This is a genomic window from Pseudoalteromonas sp. NFXS39 (genome assembly GCF_040148775.1).
GTDB classification, from domain to species: domain Bacteria; phylum Pseudomonadota; class Gammaproteobacteria; order Enterobacterales; family Alteromonadaceae; genus Pseudoalteromonas; species Pseudoalteromonas apostichopi.
Genome location: NZ_JAGDEC010000005.1, coordinates 233,760 through 252,349 on the forward strand (window position 1 = coordinate 233,760; position 18,590 = coordinate 252,349).

20 protein-coding genes are annotated in these 18,590 nt (G+C 39.7%); 12 read left to right on the forward strand and 8 right to left on the reverse strand.

Going from position 1 to position 18,590, the window contains the following annotated elements; translation table 11 throughout:
• Positions 1-94: 94 nt before the first annotated feature.
• Both J3455_RS11405 and J3455_RS11410 read right to left on the reverse strand, forming a co-directional pair.
• A complete protein-coding gene (locus tag J3455_RS11405; protein WP_054561436.1) occupies positions 95-559 on the reverse strand; it encodes an acyl-CoA thioesterase in 465 nt (154 codons plus the stop codon).
• A gap of 109 nt (positions 560-668) precedes the next feature.
• Positions 669-2,315, reverse strand: coding sequence for an electron transfer flavoprotein-ubiquinone oxidoreductase (locus tag J3455_RS11410; RefSeq protein ID WP_178926941.1), 1,647 nt, complete (start codon positions 2,313-2,315; stop codon positions 669-671).
• A 193-nt stretch (positions 2,316-2,508) separates the two neighbouring features.
• Here J3455_RS11410 and J3455_RS11415 point away from each other — a divergent pair, with 193 nt between their 5' ends.
• Both J3455_RS11415 and J3455_RS11420 read left to right on the forward strand, forming a co-directional pair.
• On the forward strand, positions 2,509-3,258 hold the full coding sequence (locus J3455_RS11415) for an electron transfer flavoprotein subunit beta/FixA family protein (protein ID WP_130051536.1): 750 nt from the start codon (positions 2,509-2,511) through the stop codon (positions 3,256-3,258).
• A complete protein-coding gene (locus tag J3455_RS11420) occupies positions 3,259-4,185 on the forward strand; it encodes an FAD-binding protein (protein ID WP_130051535.1) in 927 nt (308 codons plus the stop codon).
• A 73-nt stretch (positions 4,186-4,258) separates the two neighbouring features.
• Here J3455_RS11420 and J3455_RS11425 read toward each other — a convergent pair whose 3' ends face one another.
• Together J3455_RS11425 and asnS are read right to left on the reverse strand one after the other, a co-directional pair.
• Positions 4,259-5,191, reverse strand: coding sequence for a substrate-binding domain-containing protein (locus J3455_RS11425; protein ID WP_239977799.1), 933 nt, complete (start codon positions 5,189-5,191; stop codon positions 4,259-4,261).
• Between the two features lie 155 nt (positions 5,192-5,346).
• Positions 5,347-6,744 (reverse strand): asparagine--tRNA ligase, encoded by a 1,398-nt coding sequence (gene asnS, locus J3455_RS11430; protein ID WP_130051533.1) that lies wholly within the window; start codon positions 6,742-6,744, stop codon positions 5,347-5,349.
• 271 nt (positions 6,745-7,015) lie between these two features.
• Here asnS and J3455_RS11435 point away from each other — a divergent pair, with 271 nt between their 5' ends.
• A complete protein-coding gene (locus J3455_RS11435; RefSeq protein WP_130051532.1) occupies positions 7,016-7,450 on the forward strand; it encodes an AAA family ATPase in 435 nt (144 codons plus the stop codon).
• Positions 7,451-7,783: 333 nt separating this feature from the next.
• Here the strand turns inward: J3455_RS11435 and bioA are convergent, their stop codons facing one another.
• On the reverse strand, positions 7,784-9,076 hold the full coding sequence (bioA, locus tag J3455_RS11440; protein WP_349561750.1) for an adenosylmethionine--8-amino-7-oxononanoate transaminase: 1,293 nt from the start codon (positions 9,074-9,076) through the stop codon (positions 7,784-7,786).
• A gap of 97 nt (positions 9,077-9,173) precedes the next feature.
• Between bioA and bioB the strand changes: the two genes are divergently transcribed.
• The 5 genes from bioB (at position 9,174) to htpX (ending at position 13,872) form a co-directional block, all read left to right on the forward strand.
• A complete protein-coding gene (bioB, locus tag J3455_RS11445) occupies positions 9,174-10,214 on the forward strand; it encodes a biotin synthase BioB (protein WP_054553903.1) in 1,041 nt (346 codons plus the stop codon).
• Positions 10,215-10,221: 7 nt separating this feature from the next.
• The gene (locus J3455_RS11450; protein ID WP_349561751.1) at positions 10,222-11,355 is read left to right on the forward strand and encodes an aminotransferase class I/II-fold pyridoxal phosphate-dependent enzyme; all 1,134 of its coding nucleotides are present in this window, start codon (positions 10,222-10,224) and stop codon (positions 11,353-11,355) included.
• Positions 11,352-12,140 carry a methyltransferase domain-containing protein gene (locus J3455_RS11455; RefSeq protein WP_349561752.1) on the forward strand — a complete coding sequence of 263 codons (789 nt, stop codon included), beginning with the start codon at positions 11,352-11,354 and terminating at the stop codon, positions 12,138-12,140. The genes J3455_RS11450 and J3455_RS11455 overlap by 4 nt, the downstream gene beginning before the upstream one ends.
• A gap of 13 nt (positions 12,141-12,153) precedes the next feature.
• Positions 12,154-12,837 (forward strand): dethiobiotin synthase, encoded by a 684-nt coding sequence (gene bioD, locus J3455_RS11460; RefSeq protein ID WP_349561753.1) that lies wholly within the window; start codon positions 12,154-12,156, stop codon positions 12,835-12,837.
• 174 nt (positions 12,838-13,011) lie between these two features.
• On the forward strand, positions 13,012-13,872 hold the full coding sequence (htpX, locus tag J3455_RS11465; protein WP_167657693.1) for a protease HtpX: 861 nt from the start codon (positions 13,012-13,014) through the stop codon (positions 13,870-13,872).
• A gap of 38 nt (positions 13,873-13,910) precedes the next feature.
• Here htpX and J3455_RS11470 read toward each other — a convergent pair whose 3' ends face one another.
• Positions 13,911-14,114 (reverse strand): hypothetical protein, encoded by a 204-nt coding sequence (locus J3455_RS11470; RefSeq protein ID WP_054561447.1) that lies wholly within the window; start codon positions 14,112-14,114, stop codon positions 13,911-13,913.
• An 80-nt stretch (positions 14,115-14,194) separates the two neighbouring features.
• Here J3455_RS11470 and J3455_RS11475 point away from each other — a divergent pair, with 80 nt between their 5' ends.
• From J3455_RS11475 to J3455_RS11490, 4 genes are all read left to right on the forward strand, one after another.
• Complete coding sequence (locus J3455_RS11475; protein WP_349561755.1) at positions 14,195-14,674, forward strand: GNAT family N-acetyltransferase; 480 nt, start codon at positions 14,195-14,197, stop codon at positions 14,672-14,674.
• An 81-nt stretch (positions 14,675-14,755) separates the two neighbouring features.
• A complete protein-coding gene (locus J3455_RS11480) occupies positions 14,756-15,187 on the forward strand; it encodes a DUF3859 domain-containing protein (RefSeq protein ID WP_130051526.1) in 432 nt (143 codons plus the stop codon).
• Between the two features lie 20 nt (positions 15,188-15,207).
• On the forward strand, positions 15,208-15,618 hold the full coding sequence (locus J3455_RS11485) for a GFA family protein (protein WP_256854417.1): 411 nt from the start codon (positions 15,208-15,210) through the stop codon (positions 15,616-15,618).
• A 5-nt stretch (positions 15,619-15,623) separates the two neighbouring features.
• On the forward strand, positions 15,624-15,935 hold the full coding sequence (locus J3455_RS11490) for an antibiotic biosynthesis monooxygenase family protein (protein WP_349561757.1): 312 nt from the start codon (positions 15,624-15,626) through the stop codon (positions 15,933-15,935).
• A 635-nt stretch (positions 15,936-16,570) separates the two neighbouring features.
• Here J3455_RS11490 and J3455_RS11495 read toward each other — a convergent pair.
• The gene (locus J3455_RS11495; RefSeq protein WP_130051523.1) at positions 16,571-17,779 is read right to left on the reverse strand and encodes a porin; all 1,209 of its coding nucleotides are present in this window, start codon (positions 17,777-17,779) and stop codon (positions 16,571-16,573) included.
• Positions 17,780-17,950: 171 nt separating this feature from the next.
• Positions 17,951-18,472, reverse strand: a complete 522-nt coding sequence (locus J3455_RS11500) for a TetR/AcrR family transcriptional regulator (RefSeq protein ID WP_167657685.1) — start codon at positions 18,470-18,472, stop codon at positions 17,951-17,953.
• Positions 18,473-18,590 lie beyond the last annotated feature (118 nt).

Genomic DNA, 18,590 nt, shown 5'->3' on the forward strand with positions numbered 1-18,590 from the left:
GTAATCAGGCATTCAGTTTGGCAGTCGTAACAATTTCAGGGTGCTCTGTAGAAGTTACTAAGTGCAGATTTTAAATTCGCGTTGTTTTGTATTTTTACGCTTTTTGCAAAAGGGTTTCTGTTTCAATCGCGATCTCTTTCATTTTAATCGCATAGTTTTCGATTTTCTTCTCTTCATCTGTTACTGCTGTATATGAAGGCACTTCAATTGGGTAACCCGCTTCATCCATGGCAATAAAACTAATAACGCAATGATTGGTTTCAACCAGGTTTTGTGTTTTTGGATCGCCACAGCGTACTTGAATAAAGATTTGCATGCTGGTTTTACCAGTGTGGGCGATACTTGCTTTCACTTCGACTATTTGGCCAACCAAAATAGGGCGCTGAAACTTCACGCCTGCGACAGAGACTGTAACGCAGTAATGTCCACTCCAACCAGCAGCACAGGCATAACCAGCTTGGTCAATCCACTTCATTACCACACCACCATGAACCTTACCGCCAAAATTTACATCGGTAGGTTCAGCTAAAAAACGAAAGGTTACACTTGAAGACGGCATACTTTACTCACTTTTATAATAAATCACGACATTTTCAGCATAGCCTAAAAAAGGGGCCGAAGCCCCTGCAATTTAGGATAAATTTTAATTAAATGAGTAACGTGCGTTACTACATGTTAGGGTAGTTTGGTCCACCAGCTCCCTCAGGGGTTACCCAAGTAATGTTTTGACTAGGGTCTTTTATGTCACAGGTTTTACAGTGAACACAGTTTTGCGAATTGATAACAAACTCTTTCTCACCTTCGACTTCCTGAACTTCGTAAACACCAGCAGGGCAGTAGCGTTGTGCAGGCTCATCAAATTGTACCAAATTCACTTTGATGGGAATCGAGTTATCTTTTAGCTTTAAATGACATGGCTGCGATTCTTCATGATTGGTATTTGATAAAAACACAGATGAAAGTTTATCGAAGCTAAGTTTGCCATCTGCTTTCGGGTAGTCGATTTTTTCAGCCTGATCAGCAGTGACTAAGGTGGCATGGTCTGGCATGTTATCTTCAAAATTAAACGGTAAGCTGCCACCGAATAGGTTTTGATCAAGCGTATTGTAAGCACCGCCTAAGAACTTACCTAGTTTATGCATAACAGGGCCAAAGTTCCGCGATTGATATAGCTCTTTATAAGCCCAGCTTTGTTCAAAGGCTGTTTTATATTCAGCTAAATTAGCATTTTCTTTACCATCACCTAGGGCTTCTAAAATGACATCAGCTGCGACCATGCCAGACTTCATTGCCGTATGATTACCTTTAATTTTGGCAAAATTTAATGTGCCAGCATCACAGCCCACGAGTAAACCACCCGGAAAGTGCATTTTTGGTAATGAGCGCAGCCCACCTTTTGCAATAGCCCTAGCACCATAAGCTATACGTTCGCCCCCTTCTAAAACATCTTTAAAAATAGGGTGATGTTTCATACGTTGGAATTCATCAAACGGACTCAAATGCGGGTTCGAATAGTTCAGATCAACAATTAAACCAACAACAACTTGGTTGTTGTCGCTGTGGTACATAAACGCACCACCGCTGGTATCACCTGTTAACGGCCAACCTGTACCATGTACTACGGTGCCTTCTTTGTGTTTACTTGGATCGATTTGCCAAATTTCTTTGAAGCCTAAACCGTAATGCTGTGGTGACGCATCTTTATCAAGGGCAAAGTGTTTGATTAGCTCTTTACCTAAATGACCGCGGCAGCCTTCAGCAAATACGGTGTATTTAGCTCTAAGCTCCATACCAGGCATATAACCATCTTTTTCGTTGCCGTCTTTATCAAGACCCATATCGCCGGTAATAATGCCTTTAACTGTATCTTCTTCAATGATTAGAGAGTGCGCGCTAAACCCTGGGAAAATTTCTACACCTAAATTTTCAGCTTGCTCGGCTAAAAAGCGACACACATTACCCATAGAAACTATGTAATTACCGTCGTTATGAAAAGTTTTAGGACTAGCAAAGTGGGGGATGCTAGTGGCTTTCTCACTGTTATTGAACCAGTAAATGTCATCTTGAGTTACTTTAGTAGTAACGGGAGCGCCTAATGACTGCCAATCAGGTAGTAATTCATCGAGTGCTTTAGTCTCAAAAACGGCACCCGATAAAATGTGTGCGCCCACCTCAGAGCCTTTTTCTACCACACAGATCATTAATTCTTGTTGTTTTTCTTGTGCTTGTTGAGCCAATCTAATTGCAGTTGATAAACCTGCTGGGCCTGCGCCTACGATGACTACATCAAATTCCATGGTTTCGCGTTCGACCATATTAACCTCTTCTCGGTGACGGACCTGCTGTAAAGAACCTTATTTCATACTTGCAAATGAAACGTTACAGGCTGTGAATACTTTAAGGTTATTTTAGGTTGACGTTTACGTCAACAGGAAGTAGTCTGAATTCATAAAATAAATAAGTTGACGCGAAGGTTAACTTTGAGAACACACAATTGATGGAGTCACGATGAAAGTCCTCGTTCCAATTAAAAGAGTAATTGACTACAACGTCAAAGCACGCGTTAAAGCCGATAAAACGGATGTTGATTTAGCTAATGTGAAAATGGCGATGAACCCGTTTTGTGAAATCGCAATTGAAGAAGCTATTCGTTTAAAAGAAGCAGGAACTGCCACTGAGGTTGTTGCTGTGACTATTGGTAATAAATCATCTCAAGAGCAATTACGTACAGCGTTAGCACTTGGTGCTGATAAAGCAATTCATATTGAAACAGAAGAAAAGCTTGAGTCTTTGCATGTTGCTAAATTACTTAGCAAGATTGTAGAGCAAGAATCACCTGAGCTAGTTATTTTAGGTAAGCAATCGATTGATTCTGACAACAATCAAACTGGGCAAATGCTTGCTGCATTAACTGGTCGTGGCCAGGGTACCTTTGCGTCTAAAGTGGACGTACAAGCAGGTACGGTTAATGTAACACGTGAAGTAGACGGCGGTTTACAAACTGTTGCGCTGAAACTCCCAGCTATCGTTACCACAGACTTACGTTTAAATGAGCCACGCTATGCTTCATTACCAAACATTATGAAGGCTAAGCGTAAACCGCTTGATGTTATTGCCGCTGATAGTCTCGGTGTAGACCTTACTCCTCGCGTGCAATTGGTTGAAGTTAACGAGCCAGAAAAGCGCAGCGGCGGTATTGTTGTAGAAGATGTAGCGACATTAGTAGAAAAGTTAAAAACAGAAGCGAAGGTGATCTAAATGAAAACATTAGTGATAGCCGAACACGACAAAGGTGTTCTAAAGCCTGAAACCAATAAAACGGTTACAGCTGCTGTTAAACTAGGCTTTGATGTAGATTTATTACTTGCAGGTGAAAACTTATCTGCAATGAGTGAGCAAGCAGCGTCAATTGCAGGTGTAAGCAACGTTTTAATTGCAGATGATGCAGCTTATGCACACCAACTAGCTGAAAACGTCGCGGATCTGGTTTTATCTTTAGCAGATAACTATTCACACATTGTCGCGAGCGCAACAACTACGGGTAAGAACTTTATGCCGCGTGTTGCAGCACTTCTTGATGTCGCTCAAATCTCTGAAATCATTGATGTGATTGATGCTGATACCTTCAAGCGTCCTATCTATGCTGGTAATGCAATTGCGACAGTAAAATCACTTGATAGCAAAAAGGTTATTACCGTTCGTGCAAGTAGCTTTGATGTTGCACCAGAGCAAGCACCCGTCGCTGCAACTAGTGTTACAGGTAAAGGTTCAGTTGGTCTGAGCGAGTTTGTATCAGAAGAACAAACTGAATCAGAACGTCCAGAGCTGACTGCTGCACCTGTGGTTATTTCAGGTGGTCGTGGTATGCAAAATGGTGAAAACTTTGCGTTGTTAAATGGTATTGCCGATAAACTAGGCGCAGCCATTGGTGCTTCACGCGCCGCTGTAGATGCGGGCTTTGTACCAAATGATATGCAAGTGGGTCAAACAGGTAAAATTGTTGCCCCAGATCTATATATTGCTGTGGGTATCAGTGGTGCAATTCAACACCTAGCGGGTATGAAAGATTCTAAAGTGATTGTTGCCATCAATAAAGACCCTGACGCACCAATTTTCCAAGTCGCTGACTACGGTTTAGTTGCGGATTTATTTGATGTGTTACCAGAGCTAGAAAGCGCTCTGTAACCCATAACGATTCTGGTTGTTAAAAGCTGTTCACCTTTTCGGTGCGCAGCTTTTTTTCGTTTTAATTTTCAGGTTACTGTTTTACCGGAAGGTAACCAAATTCAAGCAGCCTCTGTTGTATCTTGTGTGATTTAACAATTACATCGAGCCTATTACCAATCTTTTTTGAGCGTGGTGATTGTGTATTAACAATAAGCACAAGAGGCCTAACAAAGGCATAATCGCCATTTTGAATTGATTCGACTGAAGGGCTAACACCATCAATCTGTAGTAAAGCAACCTTATTAATGCGTCTGTCATTTTCTAATTTACTGATAGCACCATATGAATCATAGGCAATGGCATTTGGTATACGTTGCACTATCCCCAGTGCTTGATTGAACTGATCGTAAAGCTCAACTTTCTTATCTGAAAATAAACCTCTGTTACCCGCTATTTTTAGGCGTATAAAGTTACTGCCAGGTTCTTGGATATAATCTAAATTTAGATATTCTAAAAATACATCAAAGCTGCCATGGTTAGTGCCTTTACTAAAAAGCAGGATCTCATCATTTTTTGCACTAAGCTCAGGTGTATAAGGTGAAACCTCAGACCACGCCTTTAGTTTACCTTGGTAGATATCGCTTAGCTTTTTAGTGGTAAGTTCAGTGATGTTTAAGTTTTTATTTACAAAAAATGCGATTGCATCTTGGGCTATGATTATTTGCCGCAAAAAAGGCCAGCGTTGTTGCTCTTCTTTTGATAAATAACGGGAGCTGGTGCCGATATCGATAACATTTTCGGCAATGGCTTTAATGCCTTTATCACTGCCCATCGGTCTAATTTGTATGCTATTGCCAAACTCTTGGCTTAAGTCATCTTTTATATCGACTAATAATTCTGCCACTGTGGTTGAGCCTGCAATAAAAATTGGTTTCGAATTAATATTTTCTTCAATTGCATACGCACTATGTGCAGAGATAAGGGTTGTAGATAGCAAAAGGGCTTTCATAGAGCGAAATAGCATAGTAGACACAAACTCCTTAATAGTTAGCTTCTTATCAATATAGGCAATATGTCTGGCTTTGCTAATTCTTTAGACTGTAATTTTTTAAAATATTTAATGATTTACACACAAAAAAGCCGCTCGAAAGCGGCTTTTAAATAATCTAGCGTTACTTATTAGTAAGTCGCGCTGCCTTTTGTACGAGGGAAGGCGATAACGTCACGAACGTTGCCCATACCTGTTACATAAGCAACTAAGCGCTCAAAACCTAAACCAAAACCAGAGTGTGGAACAGTACCGTATTTACGCAGATCACGGTACCAGCTGTAGTCTTCTTTATCTAAGCCCATTTCTTCTAAACGTTTGTCTAGTACATCTAGGCGCTCCTCGCGTTGAGAGCCGCCGATGATTTCACCGATACCCGGCGCAACGACATCCATCGCTGCCACTGTTTTGCCGTCTTCGTTTTGACGCATGTAGAACGCTTTTATATCACGCGGGTAATTTTTGATAACTACTGGTGCGTTAAAGTGTTCTTCAGCAAGGTAACGCTCGTGCTCAGATTGTAAATCTACACCCCATTCAACAGCGAACTCGAACTTCTTGCCGCATGCTTTTAAGATTTCGATAGCATCAGTGTAATCGACTTGAGCGAAATCTTTTGTAACGAACTCTTCTAAACGAGAGATAGCTGTTTTCTCTACACGTTGTGCAAAGAATTCCATGTCATCACGACGTTCAGTTAATACTGCATTGAAAACATATTTCAGCATGTCTTCAGCAAGTTTTGCGATATCTTCTAAATCTGCGAACGCAACTTCAGGTTCAACCATCCAAAACTCTGCTAAGTGACGCGATGTGTTTGAGTTCTCAGCACGGAAAGTAGGGCCAAAGGTATAGATTTTTGACATTGCAGATGCGTATGTCTCACCATTTAACTGACCAGATACAGTTAAGAACGCTTCTTTACCGAAGAAATCTTCGCTGTAATCGATGTCACCTTTATCTGTGCGTGGCAAGTTTTGCATATCTAAAGTAGATACACGGAACATTTCACCTGCACCTTCACAGTCACTTGCAGTGATAATAGGCGTGCTGATCCAGTAGAAACCTTGTTCGTGATAAAAACGGTGAATCGCTTGTGCTAAACAGTTACGTACACGAGTTACTGCGCCCATAATGTTAGTACGAGGGCGAAGGTGCGCATGTTCACGTAAATACTCAATGCTGTGACGTTTAGCTGACATAGGGTAAGTATCTGGGTTCTCAACCCAACCTAATACTTCAACAGAGTTAGCCTGAATCTCGAAAGACTGACCTTGGCCTGCTGAAGGAACAAGGATACCGGTTACAGAGACTGAACAACCAGCAGTTAAACGTGTGACTTCATCATAATTATTGAGTGAATTAGGTACTACCGCTTGAATAGGATCAAAACACGAACCGTCATGAACGGCTAAAAATGAAATTCCTGCTTTTGAATCGCGGCGTGTACGGATCCAGCCTTTTACTGTTACTTGGCTGTCTACCGCAACCTTGCCTTTTAATAGCTCTGAAATCGCTAAATGGCTCATCTTCACTCCAATGATATAAGTTGCCTAATATTATAATGCTGTGCATTGCACTTGAATCGACTATCTTACCTTCGTAAATCAAATAAAAAAACTATTCAGGCGTACTCTTTAGTAGTTTTTCTTCAATTGGATAAAATAGCAGCAATATTTTGCGTAAAATTTGCGTTTATTTAAATTCTCGCTGCGCTAATTGGTTATTTTGTGGCATTATTAACAATTCTCAACAGGATAACTGTCCTTTAGTCTTTAATTAATTTGTATAACAGGTGCTATGAAACAAGTTTTTATTCTTCGCGGCTTACCAGGTTCAGGTAAATCATATTATGCACAAAGCCTTGCTGATGAGTTGGTAGCAGGTAATGAAAGTGACTATGTAGTGTGCGCAACAGATGATTATTTTTACAATAGCGAAGGTGTATATCAATTTGATAAGTACAAGCTACCTGAATATCATAATCTAAACCTTGCGCGCTTTATTAATGCTTTAGCAGAAGAAATTCCGCTAGTGATTGTTGATAACACCAATATCAAAAAGTGGGAATTTATCGCTTACGCACAAGCTGCCACTGCATTGGGTTATCAAGTAAAAGAAGTCATCGTTGGTGAAATTAAAGATAAATCATTGCAGCATCTTTACGCCAAGCGCTGTGAACATAAAGTACCGCTTCGAATGATCAGTAAAATGGCATATATGTTTGAATGGTAAAGTTTGAAGCATAAAGGAAGCATCAGCTTCCTTTTTTAATGCCTAGTTTACTAGGGCGTGTTGAGCGTTGTGGATTAAAATTCGTTCACTCTAGGGGCGATTTAATCAGGGCGCGAGATTTGTAACCTAGTGGGCTAAGTAAAAATCGAGCAACAAAGAGTTAATCGCCCCTAGAAAGAACCCTAAGGGCAGCGCGTGTTTGGCATTGATGCTGCGTTATCGCCTATTTATGTGGAACAACTATTTATGTGGAACAACCACACTACATTGGCTCTGCCTTGCCTAAATACCAAACACACTGCTGCAAAATTAATCACAAAGGGTCAACATGCCCTAATACGCCTGTTGTTTAATGGCTGCAAAAATAGCATCACATAATTTCGTTAGGCTTTGTTCATTGCTTATATATGGCGGCATTAAATAAATTAACTTGCCAAATGGGCGGATCCAAACACCTTGCTCTATAAAAAAGCGTTGAATTTTAGCTACATCAACATTTTGATTAAGCTCTACAACACCAATAGCGCCTAATGTGCGCACATCAACGACTGCATCGAGTTGCTTACATTTAGTAAGTTGGGATGTTAGCACGTCATTTATGTGTTCAATTTGTTCTTGCCAAGGTTGCTCTAGTAGTAAATCAATACTCGCGCAGGCTGTTGCACAGGCAAGCGGGTTACCCATAAACGTTGGGCCATGCATTAATACGCCGGCTTCACCTTCACTAATGCCAACAGCGACTTTGCTGGTGGTTAATGTTGCTGATAGCGTCATCATGCCACCTGTTAATGCTTTGCCAATACATAAAATATCTGGCTCGATATTGGCATGTTCAACAGCAAACAGGGTACCGGTGCGGCCAAACCCTGTGGCGATTTCATCACAAATAAGTAAAACATCATACTTATCGCAAAGAATGCGCAGGTGTTTTAAGTAATCAGGATGATAAAAATTCATGCCTCCGGCATTTTGAACAATGGGTTCAATGATAAAAGCAGCCACATCTTGATGATGAGTTGCAAAATAGCTTTCAAGCGTATCAGCTTCAGCAGGGCAAAACTCTTCATTAAATTTAGAAATAGGAGCCGGCACAAAAACATGTTCAGGTAAAAACCCTGAATACATGCTGTGCATTGAATTTATTGGATCGCAAACGCTCATGGCTGCGAAGGTGTCGCCATGATAACCCTTTAGCGGCGTCATTAACTTTTGCTTGCTGGTGTATCCTTGGCTTAACCAGTATTGCAAAGCCATTTTTATGGCGACTTCAACACTCACAGAGCCACTATCGGCTAAGAATACTTTATCAAGTGAAGCAGGTGTCATACTTACCAACTTTTTACACAGCTCAACAGCGGGCTCATGAGTTAAGCCACCAAACATAACATGGCTCATTTTGCTAACTTGCTTGGTGATTGCCTCATTTAAAACAGGGTGGCAGTAACCATGAATTGCACTCCACCAAGAGGCCATACCATCTATTAGGCTTTCACCTGTTTCTAAGAAAATACGATTTGCATTTGCATGACTTACTGGATACACGGGAAGGGGTTGAGTCATAGAAGTATAAGGGTGCCAAATATGGTCACGATCAAAATCTAAATCTATTGGTTGTTTATTAATCATATGTAAACTTTGTATCACTTCAATTCGTTGACAATGTTACGTCAAGTCGTAGACTAAGCCAATCAAACCGTCCTAATAATTTAAAAAAGAGACTATTATGGAGCACGCAGTTGTCCGTCACGATTGGACTCACCAAGAAGTAAAAGCATTATTCGAAATGCCATTCAATGATTTGTTATTTAAAGCGGCCAGTGTTCACCGTGAAAACTTCAACCCAAATGAAGTACAAATTTCTACTTTGTTATCGATTAAAACCGGTGCTTGCCCAGAAGATTGCAAATATTGTCCTCAGTCAGGTCATTATAAAACAGACCTAGACCGTGAGCGCCTTATGGAAGTAGAAAAAGTGGTTGAACAAGCGCGTGTTGCTAAAGAAAAAGGGGCAACACGTTTTTGTATGGGGGCTGCTTGGTCTGACCCTAAAGAGCGAGATATGCCATATATTTCTAAAATGGTAAAAGAAGTTAAAGAACTTGGGCTTGAGACTTGTATGACACTTGGCATGCTAGATAACGAAAAAGCTCATGCATTAAAAGACGCCGGTCTTGATTACTACAACCATAACCTTGATACATCACCAGAGTATTATCAACAGATCATTACAACACGTACTTATCAAGACCGTTTAAATACCATTGATAATGTACGTGATGCCGGAATGAAAGTGTGTTCAGGTGGTATAGTCGGTATGGGAGAGCAGGCTGCTGATCGTTTTGGTTTATTAATGCAATTAGCAAACTTGCCGCAACAGCCAGAGAGTGTGCCAATTAACATGTTAGTTAAGGTGAAAGGCACACCTCTTGAAGATGTAGAAGACTTAGATCATTTTGAGTTCATTCGTACTATCGCAGTTGCACGTATTATGATGCCTAAAAGTTATGTTCGTTTATCAGCTGGCCGTACTGCGATGAATGAACAAATGCAATCTATGTGTTTCTTTGCTGGTGCTAATTCAATTTTCTACGGTGATAAGTTACTGACTACAGAAAACCCTGAAGCAGACGCTGATATGATGCTGATTAAAAAATTAGGTATGAACCCAGAAACCCGTGAAGATTATTCTGATGAAGCGGTTGCAGCATCGCTTTCTTCAAAAGTTGCCGATAAAGCAACATCAGAACTATTTTACGAAGCGTAACATTTAAATGGCTTTCGATTTTATTGCCGAGCATCTTGAAGAGCGTCAAGCAGATGCATTACTGAGACAGCGTCAACTTGTTGAGCAATCAAGCGGGCGTTTTATAAAAGTTGCTGGTAAACAATATTTAAATTTTGCCAGTAATGACTACCTTGGCTTTGCTGATGATTTTATCGAAATACAAGCGCAGCAACTAGGTAGCCACAGTTCTGCTCTAGTGAATGGCTATAATAAAGCGCAGCAACAGCTTGAACAGCGTTTATGCAAGCTATTAGGCTTTGAAAGCGCGATGTTATTTACTAGCGGATTTAGTGCAAATAGCAGCGTATTAAAAGCATTGTTTCAAGATAAAAGCGTGGCGCAATCATCGGCAATTTTTCAAGATAAGCTCAATCATGCCAGCTTAATTGATGGCGGCCTTCATTCTGCCGCTGCTATGGTGCGTTTTAATCATAACGACCTAAAGCATTTAGAATCTCGGCTACAAAAGTCAAAAGCAAAGCATAAACTCATTGTGAGTGAAGGGGTGTTTTCAATGGATGGTGATAAAGCCCCCATTGAAGAACTGTTTAAACTTGCTAAACAATACGATGCGTGGCTCATGATTGACGACGCCCATGGCTTTGGCGTATTGGGTGAGCAAGGCTTAGGAAGTTGTGAGGTAATCAAGCCAGATTTATTAATTATCACCTTTGGAAAGGCACTTGCAAGTAGTGGTGCTTGCCTGCTTGCGTCAAAACAAATGGTTGATTACATGCTGCAGTATAATCGTGAATACATCTATTCAACAGCGATGTCACCATTGATGGCAAGTTGTACCCTTGAGCGACTTGAAAAGTTAATTAAGGCTGATGAGAAACGCTCTCAGCTTATAGAGAATATTGCCTACTTTAGAGTGCTTGCTAAAGAGCATAACTTAGCATTAATGGAATCAACAACGGCTATACAACCTTTGGTTCTAGGTGATGCAGAACATACACTTGCCGTTGCGAATAAGCTCAAAGAAAAAGGTGTATGGTTAACTGCTATTCGACCACCCACGGTACCTTATAATACGGCACGACTTAGGATCACCTTAAGTAGCGCGCATCAACCTGACGATATAAAACAGCTGGTTGATTCGCTAGTGGAGTGTTTATGATTGTTCAACTGCAAGCCGCTACAAATTGTCAAAGTAATAAGCTAACAACACAAACTAAGTTTTCTAGAGCCGCTGCAAATTATGCAAGTCATGCCAATGTTCAAAAACAAGCTGCTACACACTTATTTAAAATGATGGCAAATAAGCATCAGCAGGGTACTTGCCTTGACTTAGGGGCAGGGCCTTTAGTTAACACGGCAATGCTTAAAACACATTTTGATACTGTATTGGCAATGGACTTAAGTCATTCCATGCTAAGCACAGAGCAAAGCCCGCGTTGTTTAAAAGTGTGTGCTGATATGGATAACTTACCTTTACAACAAAATACACTTGATTGTGTATTTAGTAATTTTGCAATGCAATGGTCTGCTGATTTTAAAGAAGTGCTTAAAAACCTTTTTTGTTCTTTAAAAATAGGCGGAAAAGTCTATTTAAGTTGCGTTGTAGATGGATCGCTTAAAGAAATTAAACAAGCATTTAGTTGCATAGATCAGCAAAGTCATATTAATCAATTCCATTGTGCTAATAAGGTTATTGAGTATGCAAAATCTGCGGGGTTTAAACTGAATTTTGCTGCCGATAGATGTTACATAGATACCTATAATTCACCCTTAGAAGCCCTGCGTTCGATTAAAGCTATTGGCGCTACATCACTACAAACTAAGCAAAAACGCCAAGGGTTATTAACGAGGCATGCCCTCAATAGTGTTTGTAAGGCATACCCTCTGGTTGATGGGCATGCTAGAGTGAGCTATCAAGTTGTCCTTTTAGAACTAGAAAAATAGAATTAATTAAATAATGAAAGAATTTTTTATCACTGGTACAGACACCGATGCTGGAAAAACCCATGTAACCAGTTTGTTGTTAAACTTGCTGGCGCAACATAAACAGCGTGCCGTTGGTTTTAAACCTATTGCTGCAGGTGCAGAAGAAGCATTTGGTCAGCTAGTTAACGATGATGCTTTAACTTTAATGGAAAGCTCAACGATTGGGGTTAAATATAACATTGTTAACCCCTTTACTTATGAGCCACCCATTGCACCGCATATTGCCGCTGCTCAAGTAGGCGATAGACTCACATTTGACAAGCTCGATGCTGCTTATGCGAATGTAAAAGCACTCAATACTGATTATATTCTTACAGAAGGTGCTGGTGGCTGGTGTTTGCCTATCAACGAAACTGATTTGCTCTGCGATTGGGTTAAATCACAAGACCTTCATGTTATTTTAGTGGTTGGCTTGAAGCTAGGCTGCCTTAATCATGCTTTATTAACTGCTAGTCACTTTAAAGCACTTGGTGTCAATTGTGTGGGTTGGATTGCAAATCATGTAGATCCTAATATGCGTGAGCAAGACGCAAATTTAGAAACCTTAAAATCAACATTACCTTTCCCGCTTTTAGCGATTAGTCCTTATACAGAAGGCACTCCTAAGTTAAAAATTTACAAAACCTTACTTGAAATTTTATCTATCAACCCATAATAATTGAGTTGTTGCTTTTGACATACTCTGTCACAATTGGTTGCAATTAGTTCCTTGCGACCAATTGCATATGTCTTAAACTAAGTTGGAAGTAAGCCCAGATAATTTTATTAACTAACGATTTTTAACCATGTCGTTAGTTAATACAATTGGTATGTTTATTCTGAGGTTTTTATGAAGCGTGTATTTTTGTTTCTACTGACTAACTTAGCGGTAATGCTAGTGTTAGGTATTGTGTTGTCTATTGTGATGAGCGTACTGGGTATTAGCCATCGCAGTCTAGGCGGCATTTTAGTTATTTCAACCGTATTTGGTTTTGGTGGCTCGTTTATTTCGTTATTTATGTCGAAATGGATGGCAAAAAAATCAACCGGTGCACATGTTATTGAACAGCCACGTTCTGAAACAGAACAATGGTTAGTTTCGACGGTAGCGGCGCAAGCAAAAAAAGCAGGTATCGCGATGCCAGAAGTGGCTATTTACGATAGCCCTGAAATGAACGCATTTGCGACTGGCCCAAGCAAGAACAACTCACTGGTGGCTGTGAGCACCGGTTTATTACACAACATGAACCAAGATCAAGCTGAGGCTGTATTGGCTCATGAGGTATCACACATTGCAAATGGCGACATGGTAACGCTTACTCTTATTCAAGGTGTAGTGAATACCTTTGTTATCTTTATGGCGAAAGTATTAGCAGGTATTGTTGATAACTTCTTAAATAGTGATGAAGAAGAGGGCGGTAGTAGCTGGACTTACTTCTTGTTCGATATGATTTTCCAAATGCTATTTGGTGTTCTAGCAAGTGTGATTGTTGCTTACTATAGCCGTAAACGCGAGTTCTCTGCGGATGCCGGTGCAGCAAGACTTGTAGGTGCAGACAAAATGCGTAGTGCCCTTGAGCGCTTAAAACAAAACCACCCATCACAACTAGAAGGTTCAATGATGGCGTTTGGTATTGCAAGCGGTAAAGGTGTTGCCGAGTTATTCTCATCGCACCCACCACTTGATGAGCGTATTAACGCATTACGTTAATTGTAAAGACGAAAAAGCCAGCTTGATGCTGGCTTTTTTTATTGTTGGTTTTTCTCGCGCTCGAGTTGTTGTGGTAATAAAACCTCAACAATTTCACGGGCCGGTAAGGTATATCTTACACCATCGAACATCACTGAAGTGTGTTCATCAATACTAGTGATCCCTGTTAAAGTCCAGCCTTCGCCGCGTTCTTTACAGTAGACTGTGGTGGTAGGTTGAATTACTTTAAATTCTTCACTCATCGAACTTAATCTAATTGCTTGAAATTGCATTTATAGTAAGACAATAATGCCAGCTCATAAAGTAAAAAGAAGAAATTAACGTGTCAAACCACGATGACTTAGCCTTTGACTTACGTCCCATTCGTCATAAAGATTGTCAAGCGATTTGGGGTATTTTAAAAGATCCCCATGTTCAATCGTTTAATGATTACAGCGCTGAAATAACGAAAGGTGACGTATATGACTTTATTCAAGGCGACATAGAACGTTTTTATAATCAACAAGGCATTCGTTTAGTTATTGTTTTAAGAAGTAGTGGGCAAGTTATTGGCAGTGTTGGCCTATTTAACATAATTAACGGGCAAGGTATGTTGGGATTTGAATTGTCATCGCAATTCTTTGGCAAGGGGATAATGCAAAAGGTATTAGAAATGCTATTTGAAAAACTGACTACCTTTGTAGCGACTCCGCTTAACAGTGTGGTGGCTTTAGTTAATCCAAATAATAGTGCAAGTATTAAGCTGTTAAAAAAATGCGGCTTTCAAAATCATGAAGCTCACTGGATAAAGTACATTAACTAATTACTATAATATTACAATCTTGTTCTGCTAGTGTTGCTACTATAAAATGGCGTCTCATTTTAAAAAGGAGCGCTTGCAACGATGGCAAAAGCCAAACCAATTATCAGTATTGAAAGTTACGGCATTTACAGCCATTGGGATGCAAAAGAGAAAGACCTGCCTCAAATCACCGAGTTTACAACAGACGTTCCGGCACAGTTAGATATTGAATTTGGTTTTATTGTTAACATTAAAAAGGCCAAAGGACAAAAAATAAAGTTTTGCGTTTACCATCCAGATATCCCAGATGAAGATGGCGAGATCATGCCACCATTTGAGGGCGAACAGTACGTTAAAACAAACGATTGGCAGTTTTATTTAGGTGATACTATATGGGCACCTGTTGATAATAAAGTTGGCATTTGGCGCATGACTATTGAATTAAATGGTCATATAATTGCCGATAAATCCTTTAACTTATTAAAGGAAGCCGAAGGTACAGCCACTGATTTTTGGAAGCATCGCGGCTATTAATCTTTAATCTGAGAGGGACTATGTATCAAGGAAGTTGTTTGTGCAGCAAAGTAAAAGTAACAATTGCTGGTGGTATAGACTCAATTATTCATTGTCATTGCTCTTTATGTCGTAAAAATTCAGGCACAGCCTACGCAACCAATGGATTTATTCAACGAGATGGTTTTAACCTTACAGAGGGCAAGCAGCATCTGAGTGCCTTTGAATTTAAACCCGGTAGAATTCGTTATTTCTGTAGCTGCTGTGGATCACCAGTTTATAGTGAGAATAAAGATGACCCAAGCCGTTTACGTATTCGCTTAGGTTTGTTAGATAGCGATATAAACGAGCGTCCGATCAGCCATAACTTTGTAAGTTCTAAAGCAAACTGGGATACGTTTGACACAGAAATACCATGCTATGATGGTTTTGAACCAAGTAGAGCGAAGTAATAGCCATGATAGCGAATACACCTAAACCGCCTTATTACGCCGTAATTTTTACGAATGTCTTATCTGAGGATACCGATGGGTATGAAGAAGTGGCCAATAGAATGGTTGAGCTTGCAGAGCAACAACCAGGGTATTTAGGCATGGAGTCTGTTCGTGATGGTTTGGGTATTACGGTATCGTATTGGCAAAGCTTAGATGCGATAAAAGCCTGGAAACAAAACATTGAGCACTTAAACGCCCAACAGCTCGGCAGAGACAAATGGTACAACGCCTTTACAACGCGTATTGCTAAAGTAGAACGTGATTATTCATTGTGATACATAGTAGTCTTATTAAGAACACATCATACACTATTTGGTTTAACTTCAACCTCAGCATAACCTAAAATTTAAGCTTTTTAATATACAGGGTGAGGGCGTGATAGGGTACGAATAATATACTCGTGAAATGATTTGGAATAATCACAAGTATTCCTTATGCATAAATGAAAAATCTTTTTCCTTTCTATATTTGCAATATCAATGGCTTGCAAACTTTAAGGTCATCTTTTTTGTCTTGATGAATGACAGATAGGAAAAGGTTTAAACCTTTGTTTTTAAATACACTTAATGTTTTTTTAATTTAAATGTACTTAATGTAACTAGCATCACACCAATAGCAAAGCCCATAATTAAACCACCAGATAAATCGGAGCTAACACCTAAAACAGTATCCGATTCTCTGACATGTGTTAGCCAGTAAAAGAGCAGAAATGAAACGCTAGAGATTGCACAGAGAAGAATAAGTTTGGTCCTGTTAGACATATTAACCTCAATTATTTTCATTTTTTTAGTTTTATGACTGTTAAGTAATAGCATTTGTTGGTTGATATTGCGACAAAAAAGAAAAATGTAATGCAGTATTTTTATCGTGAGTTAAAGCCCACAAAAGTGGGCTTTAGTGGTAATCGTGATTACAAAGTGTAATTAAAACCAATGGCAATACCGTCATCTTCTGTTTGTGACATCTGTGCTTCTTGCTCAGCGTCATTACTCGAAAAGTCGCTAAAGTCTTTACGGGCTTCAATATATAAAATGGTATCTTCTGCCATGAAGTAGTGCGCACCAATTACTGCAAATTGACGCTTAAATACATCTTCAGGATCGGCATTAAAGTTTGGCTGAATAACATAGTCATCGCCGGCATCAAATACGTTATAAGCTACAAAGGTACGAATGTCATTATCAAAGCGATAGCTGAAGATAGACTCCAAACCAACGGCATCTTTAATTAAGCGACCTAAGTTGTCAGTATCGTGGTTTTCGTTTTTATTTATATTCGCTGATGCATACCAACCAGGTTTATAAAAATCACCATAGGTAATGCCCATACCATAAATTAAATCATTTACAGATTGGTTTCTCCCACCTGCATACACGATATCAAACTGACCGCGGTTAACACCCGCAGTTACTTTTAAATTAGGGCTAACCGAGTAGGTGAGTGCGGCGCCATAAGTAGAATTAAATTCTACTTTTTGTGCGGCGTTATTTCCTTGGTTCCAAAGGACCTCACATGATCTCATTGATATATCAACGATATCACAGGTATAAAAGTCATCAGATTTCAGTTGTGCTTGAAGCGCTAAATGAAAATTACCCCAGGTATTGCGATACTGCAGTACTTTATCGCCGCGACCTGTGCCATTTACAGCACCGTCATCTTTATTGTAGGTATAAACACCTGCAGCATTACCATCCCATACTAAGCTGTAGTTGGTGTTGTAAACAACGTCGTACCATACACCCCATTGTTTACCTAAAGTGACTTGGCCGTAATCGTCATGTTTAAGACCAACATAGCCTAAACGGTTATATAAAAACTCATCTTGAATTGATTCAAAGCGATTGCTGTATACGATATCGCTGCTACCAACAGGGTTAACACCCCATTCAAGTAAAGCAAAAGCTTGCCAGCCGTTTTTTAATTGGCGCTTAAAATCAAAATTAATGCGTGATGCACCGTTTACTACCTCAGTTTCGCCTTGCGTATTAATAATTCTTGCATCGATAAAGCCACCAACAGTAACGCTATTGGTTTGGTCGTTATAGATTTCGATGGCATTGGCTGTCGGTATGGCAATCATGCCTGCAACAAATAAGGCAGTGTGTGTTCTTTTCATAAAGTACCTTGATTAATTATTGTCCCTAATAGGTATAATTTAGTTAAAGGTAGGAGATTATCAAAGCTAAAATAGGGTAAAAAGTGAAAAATTATCATGCAACAAAGCGTCTTTGAGGAAAAATTATTCATTTTAGGTTCACTATATTGAATTATCAATGAGTTACCAAGGCTAAAAAATAGACACTTTCTGGCTTAGCGTTCTAAGCATTAATTTAGTATTTGGTGTTTCGGCACCTAGACCATATAACAATGTCATAAAATAGCAGTCGAGTAATATAGCTGCTTTTACTTTATTAAATTGCGGCTGGTCGGCAAAAACTAATGATTGTATTAGCTCCATGTGCTGTTGCTGGAATGGCTGTGAAAACAATCGCTGGCTAAAAAGCACTTTATAAAAGCGATGATGTAAACAATAAAACTGATAAAAATATTGCGCGTAATGATTAATCTTTAAGCGAGCAGGGCGGTGTATATCCGTTTCTTTGGCGCGTTCCAGCACATCATTAAATTTATCATCAAGGCATGCTTCTAAAATAGCCACTTTATCAGAGAAATGATTAAACAAGGTGCCCACTGCTATGTTGCTTGCTGCAGAAATTTGCCTCGTTGAAGTATCATTAAACCCTTGCTCAGTAAAAAGATTCCAAGCCGCCTCTAAAATACGTTGGTGAGTATCTGCATGTTTGCTCATTCTTAACCTACTGTTTATAAATGGTTATTTTAAAAGTGAGCGTGCTCATATGGTTAAGTGAGCGCGCTCATTAAAGGTAGTCGCTAGGTGTGAGCTTGTAAAATTAGCGGGAGTATTT

Coding starts and splice junctions, on each gene's coding strand:
- J3455_RS11450 (WP_349561751.1), top strand. CDS start 10,222: ATGGCTTTCGATTTTATTGCCGAGCATCTTGAAGAGCGTCAAGCAGAT.
- J3455_RS11410 (WP_178926941.1), bottom strand. CDS start 2,315: ATGGTCGAACGCGAAACCATGGAATTTGATGTAGTCATCGTAGGCGCA.
- asnS (WP_130051533.1), bottom strand. CDS start 6,744: ATGAGCCATTTAGCGATTTCAGAGCTATTAAAAGGCAAGGTTGCGGTA.
- bioB (WP_054553903.1), top strand. CDS start 9,174: ATGGAGCACGCAGTTGTCCGTCACGATTGGACTCACCAAGAAGTAAAA.
- htpX (WP_167657693.1), top strand. CDS start 13,012: ATGAAGCGTGTATTTTTGTTTCTACTGACTAACTTAGCGGTAATGCTA.
- J3455_RS11415 (WP_130051536.1), top strand. CDS start 2,509: ATGAAAGTCCTCGTTCCAATTAAAAGAGTAATTGACTACAACGTCAAA.
- J3455_RS11485 (WP_256854417.1), top strand. CDS start 15,208: ATGTATCAAGGAAGTTGTTTGTGCAGCAAAGTAAAAGTAACAATTGCT.
- J3455_RS11425 (WP_239977799.1), bottom strand. CDS start 5,191: ATGCTATTTCGCTCTATGAAAGCCCTTTTGCTATCTACAACCCTTATC.
- J3455_RS11435 (WP_130051532.1), top strand. CDS start 7,016: ATGAAACAAGTTTTTATTCTTCGCGGCTTACCAGGTTCAGGTAAATCA.
- J3455_RS11420 (WP_130051535.1), top strand. CDS start 3,259: ATGAAAACATTAGTGATAGCCGAACACGACAAAGGTGTTCTAAAGCCT.
- bioD (WP_349561753.1), top strand. CDS start 12,154: ATGAAAGAATTTTTTATCACTGGTACAGACACCGATGCTGGAAAAACC.
- J3455_RS11490 (WP_349561757.1), top strand. CDS start 15,624: ATGATAGCGAATACACCTAAACCGCCTTATTACGCCGTAATTTTTACG.
- J3455_RS11480 (WP_130051526.1), top strand. CDS start 14,756: ATGGCAAAAGCCAAACCAATTATCAGTATTGAAAGTTACGGCATTTAC.
- J3455_RS11455 (WP_349561752.1), top strand. CDS start 11,352: ATGATTGTTCAACTGCAAGCCGCTACAAATTGTCAAAGTAATAAGCTA.
- J3455_RS11470 (WP_054561447.1), bottom strand. CDS start 14,114: ATGAGTGAAGAATTTAAAGTAATTCAACCTACCACCACAGTCTACTGT.
- J3455_RS11495 (WP_130051523.1), bottom strand. CDS start 17,779: ATGAAAAGAACACACACTGCCTTATTTGTTGCAGGCATGATTGCCATA.
- J3455_RS11500 (WP_167657685.1), bottom strand. CDS start 18,472: ATGAGCAAACATGCAGATACTCACCAACGTATTTTAGAGGCGGCTTGG.
- bioA (WP_349561750.1), bottom strand. CDS start 9,076: ATGATTAATAAACAACCAATAGATTTAGATTTTGATCGTGACCATATT.
- J3455_RS11405 (WP_054561436.1), bottom strand. CDS start 559: ATGCCGTCTTCAAGTGTAACCTTTCGTTTTTTAGCTGAACCTACCGAT.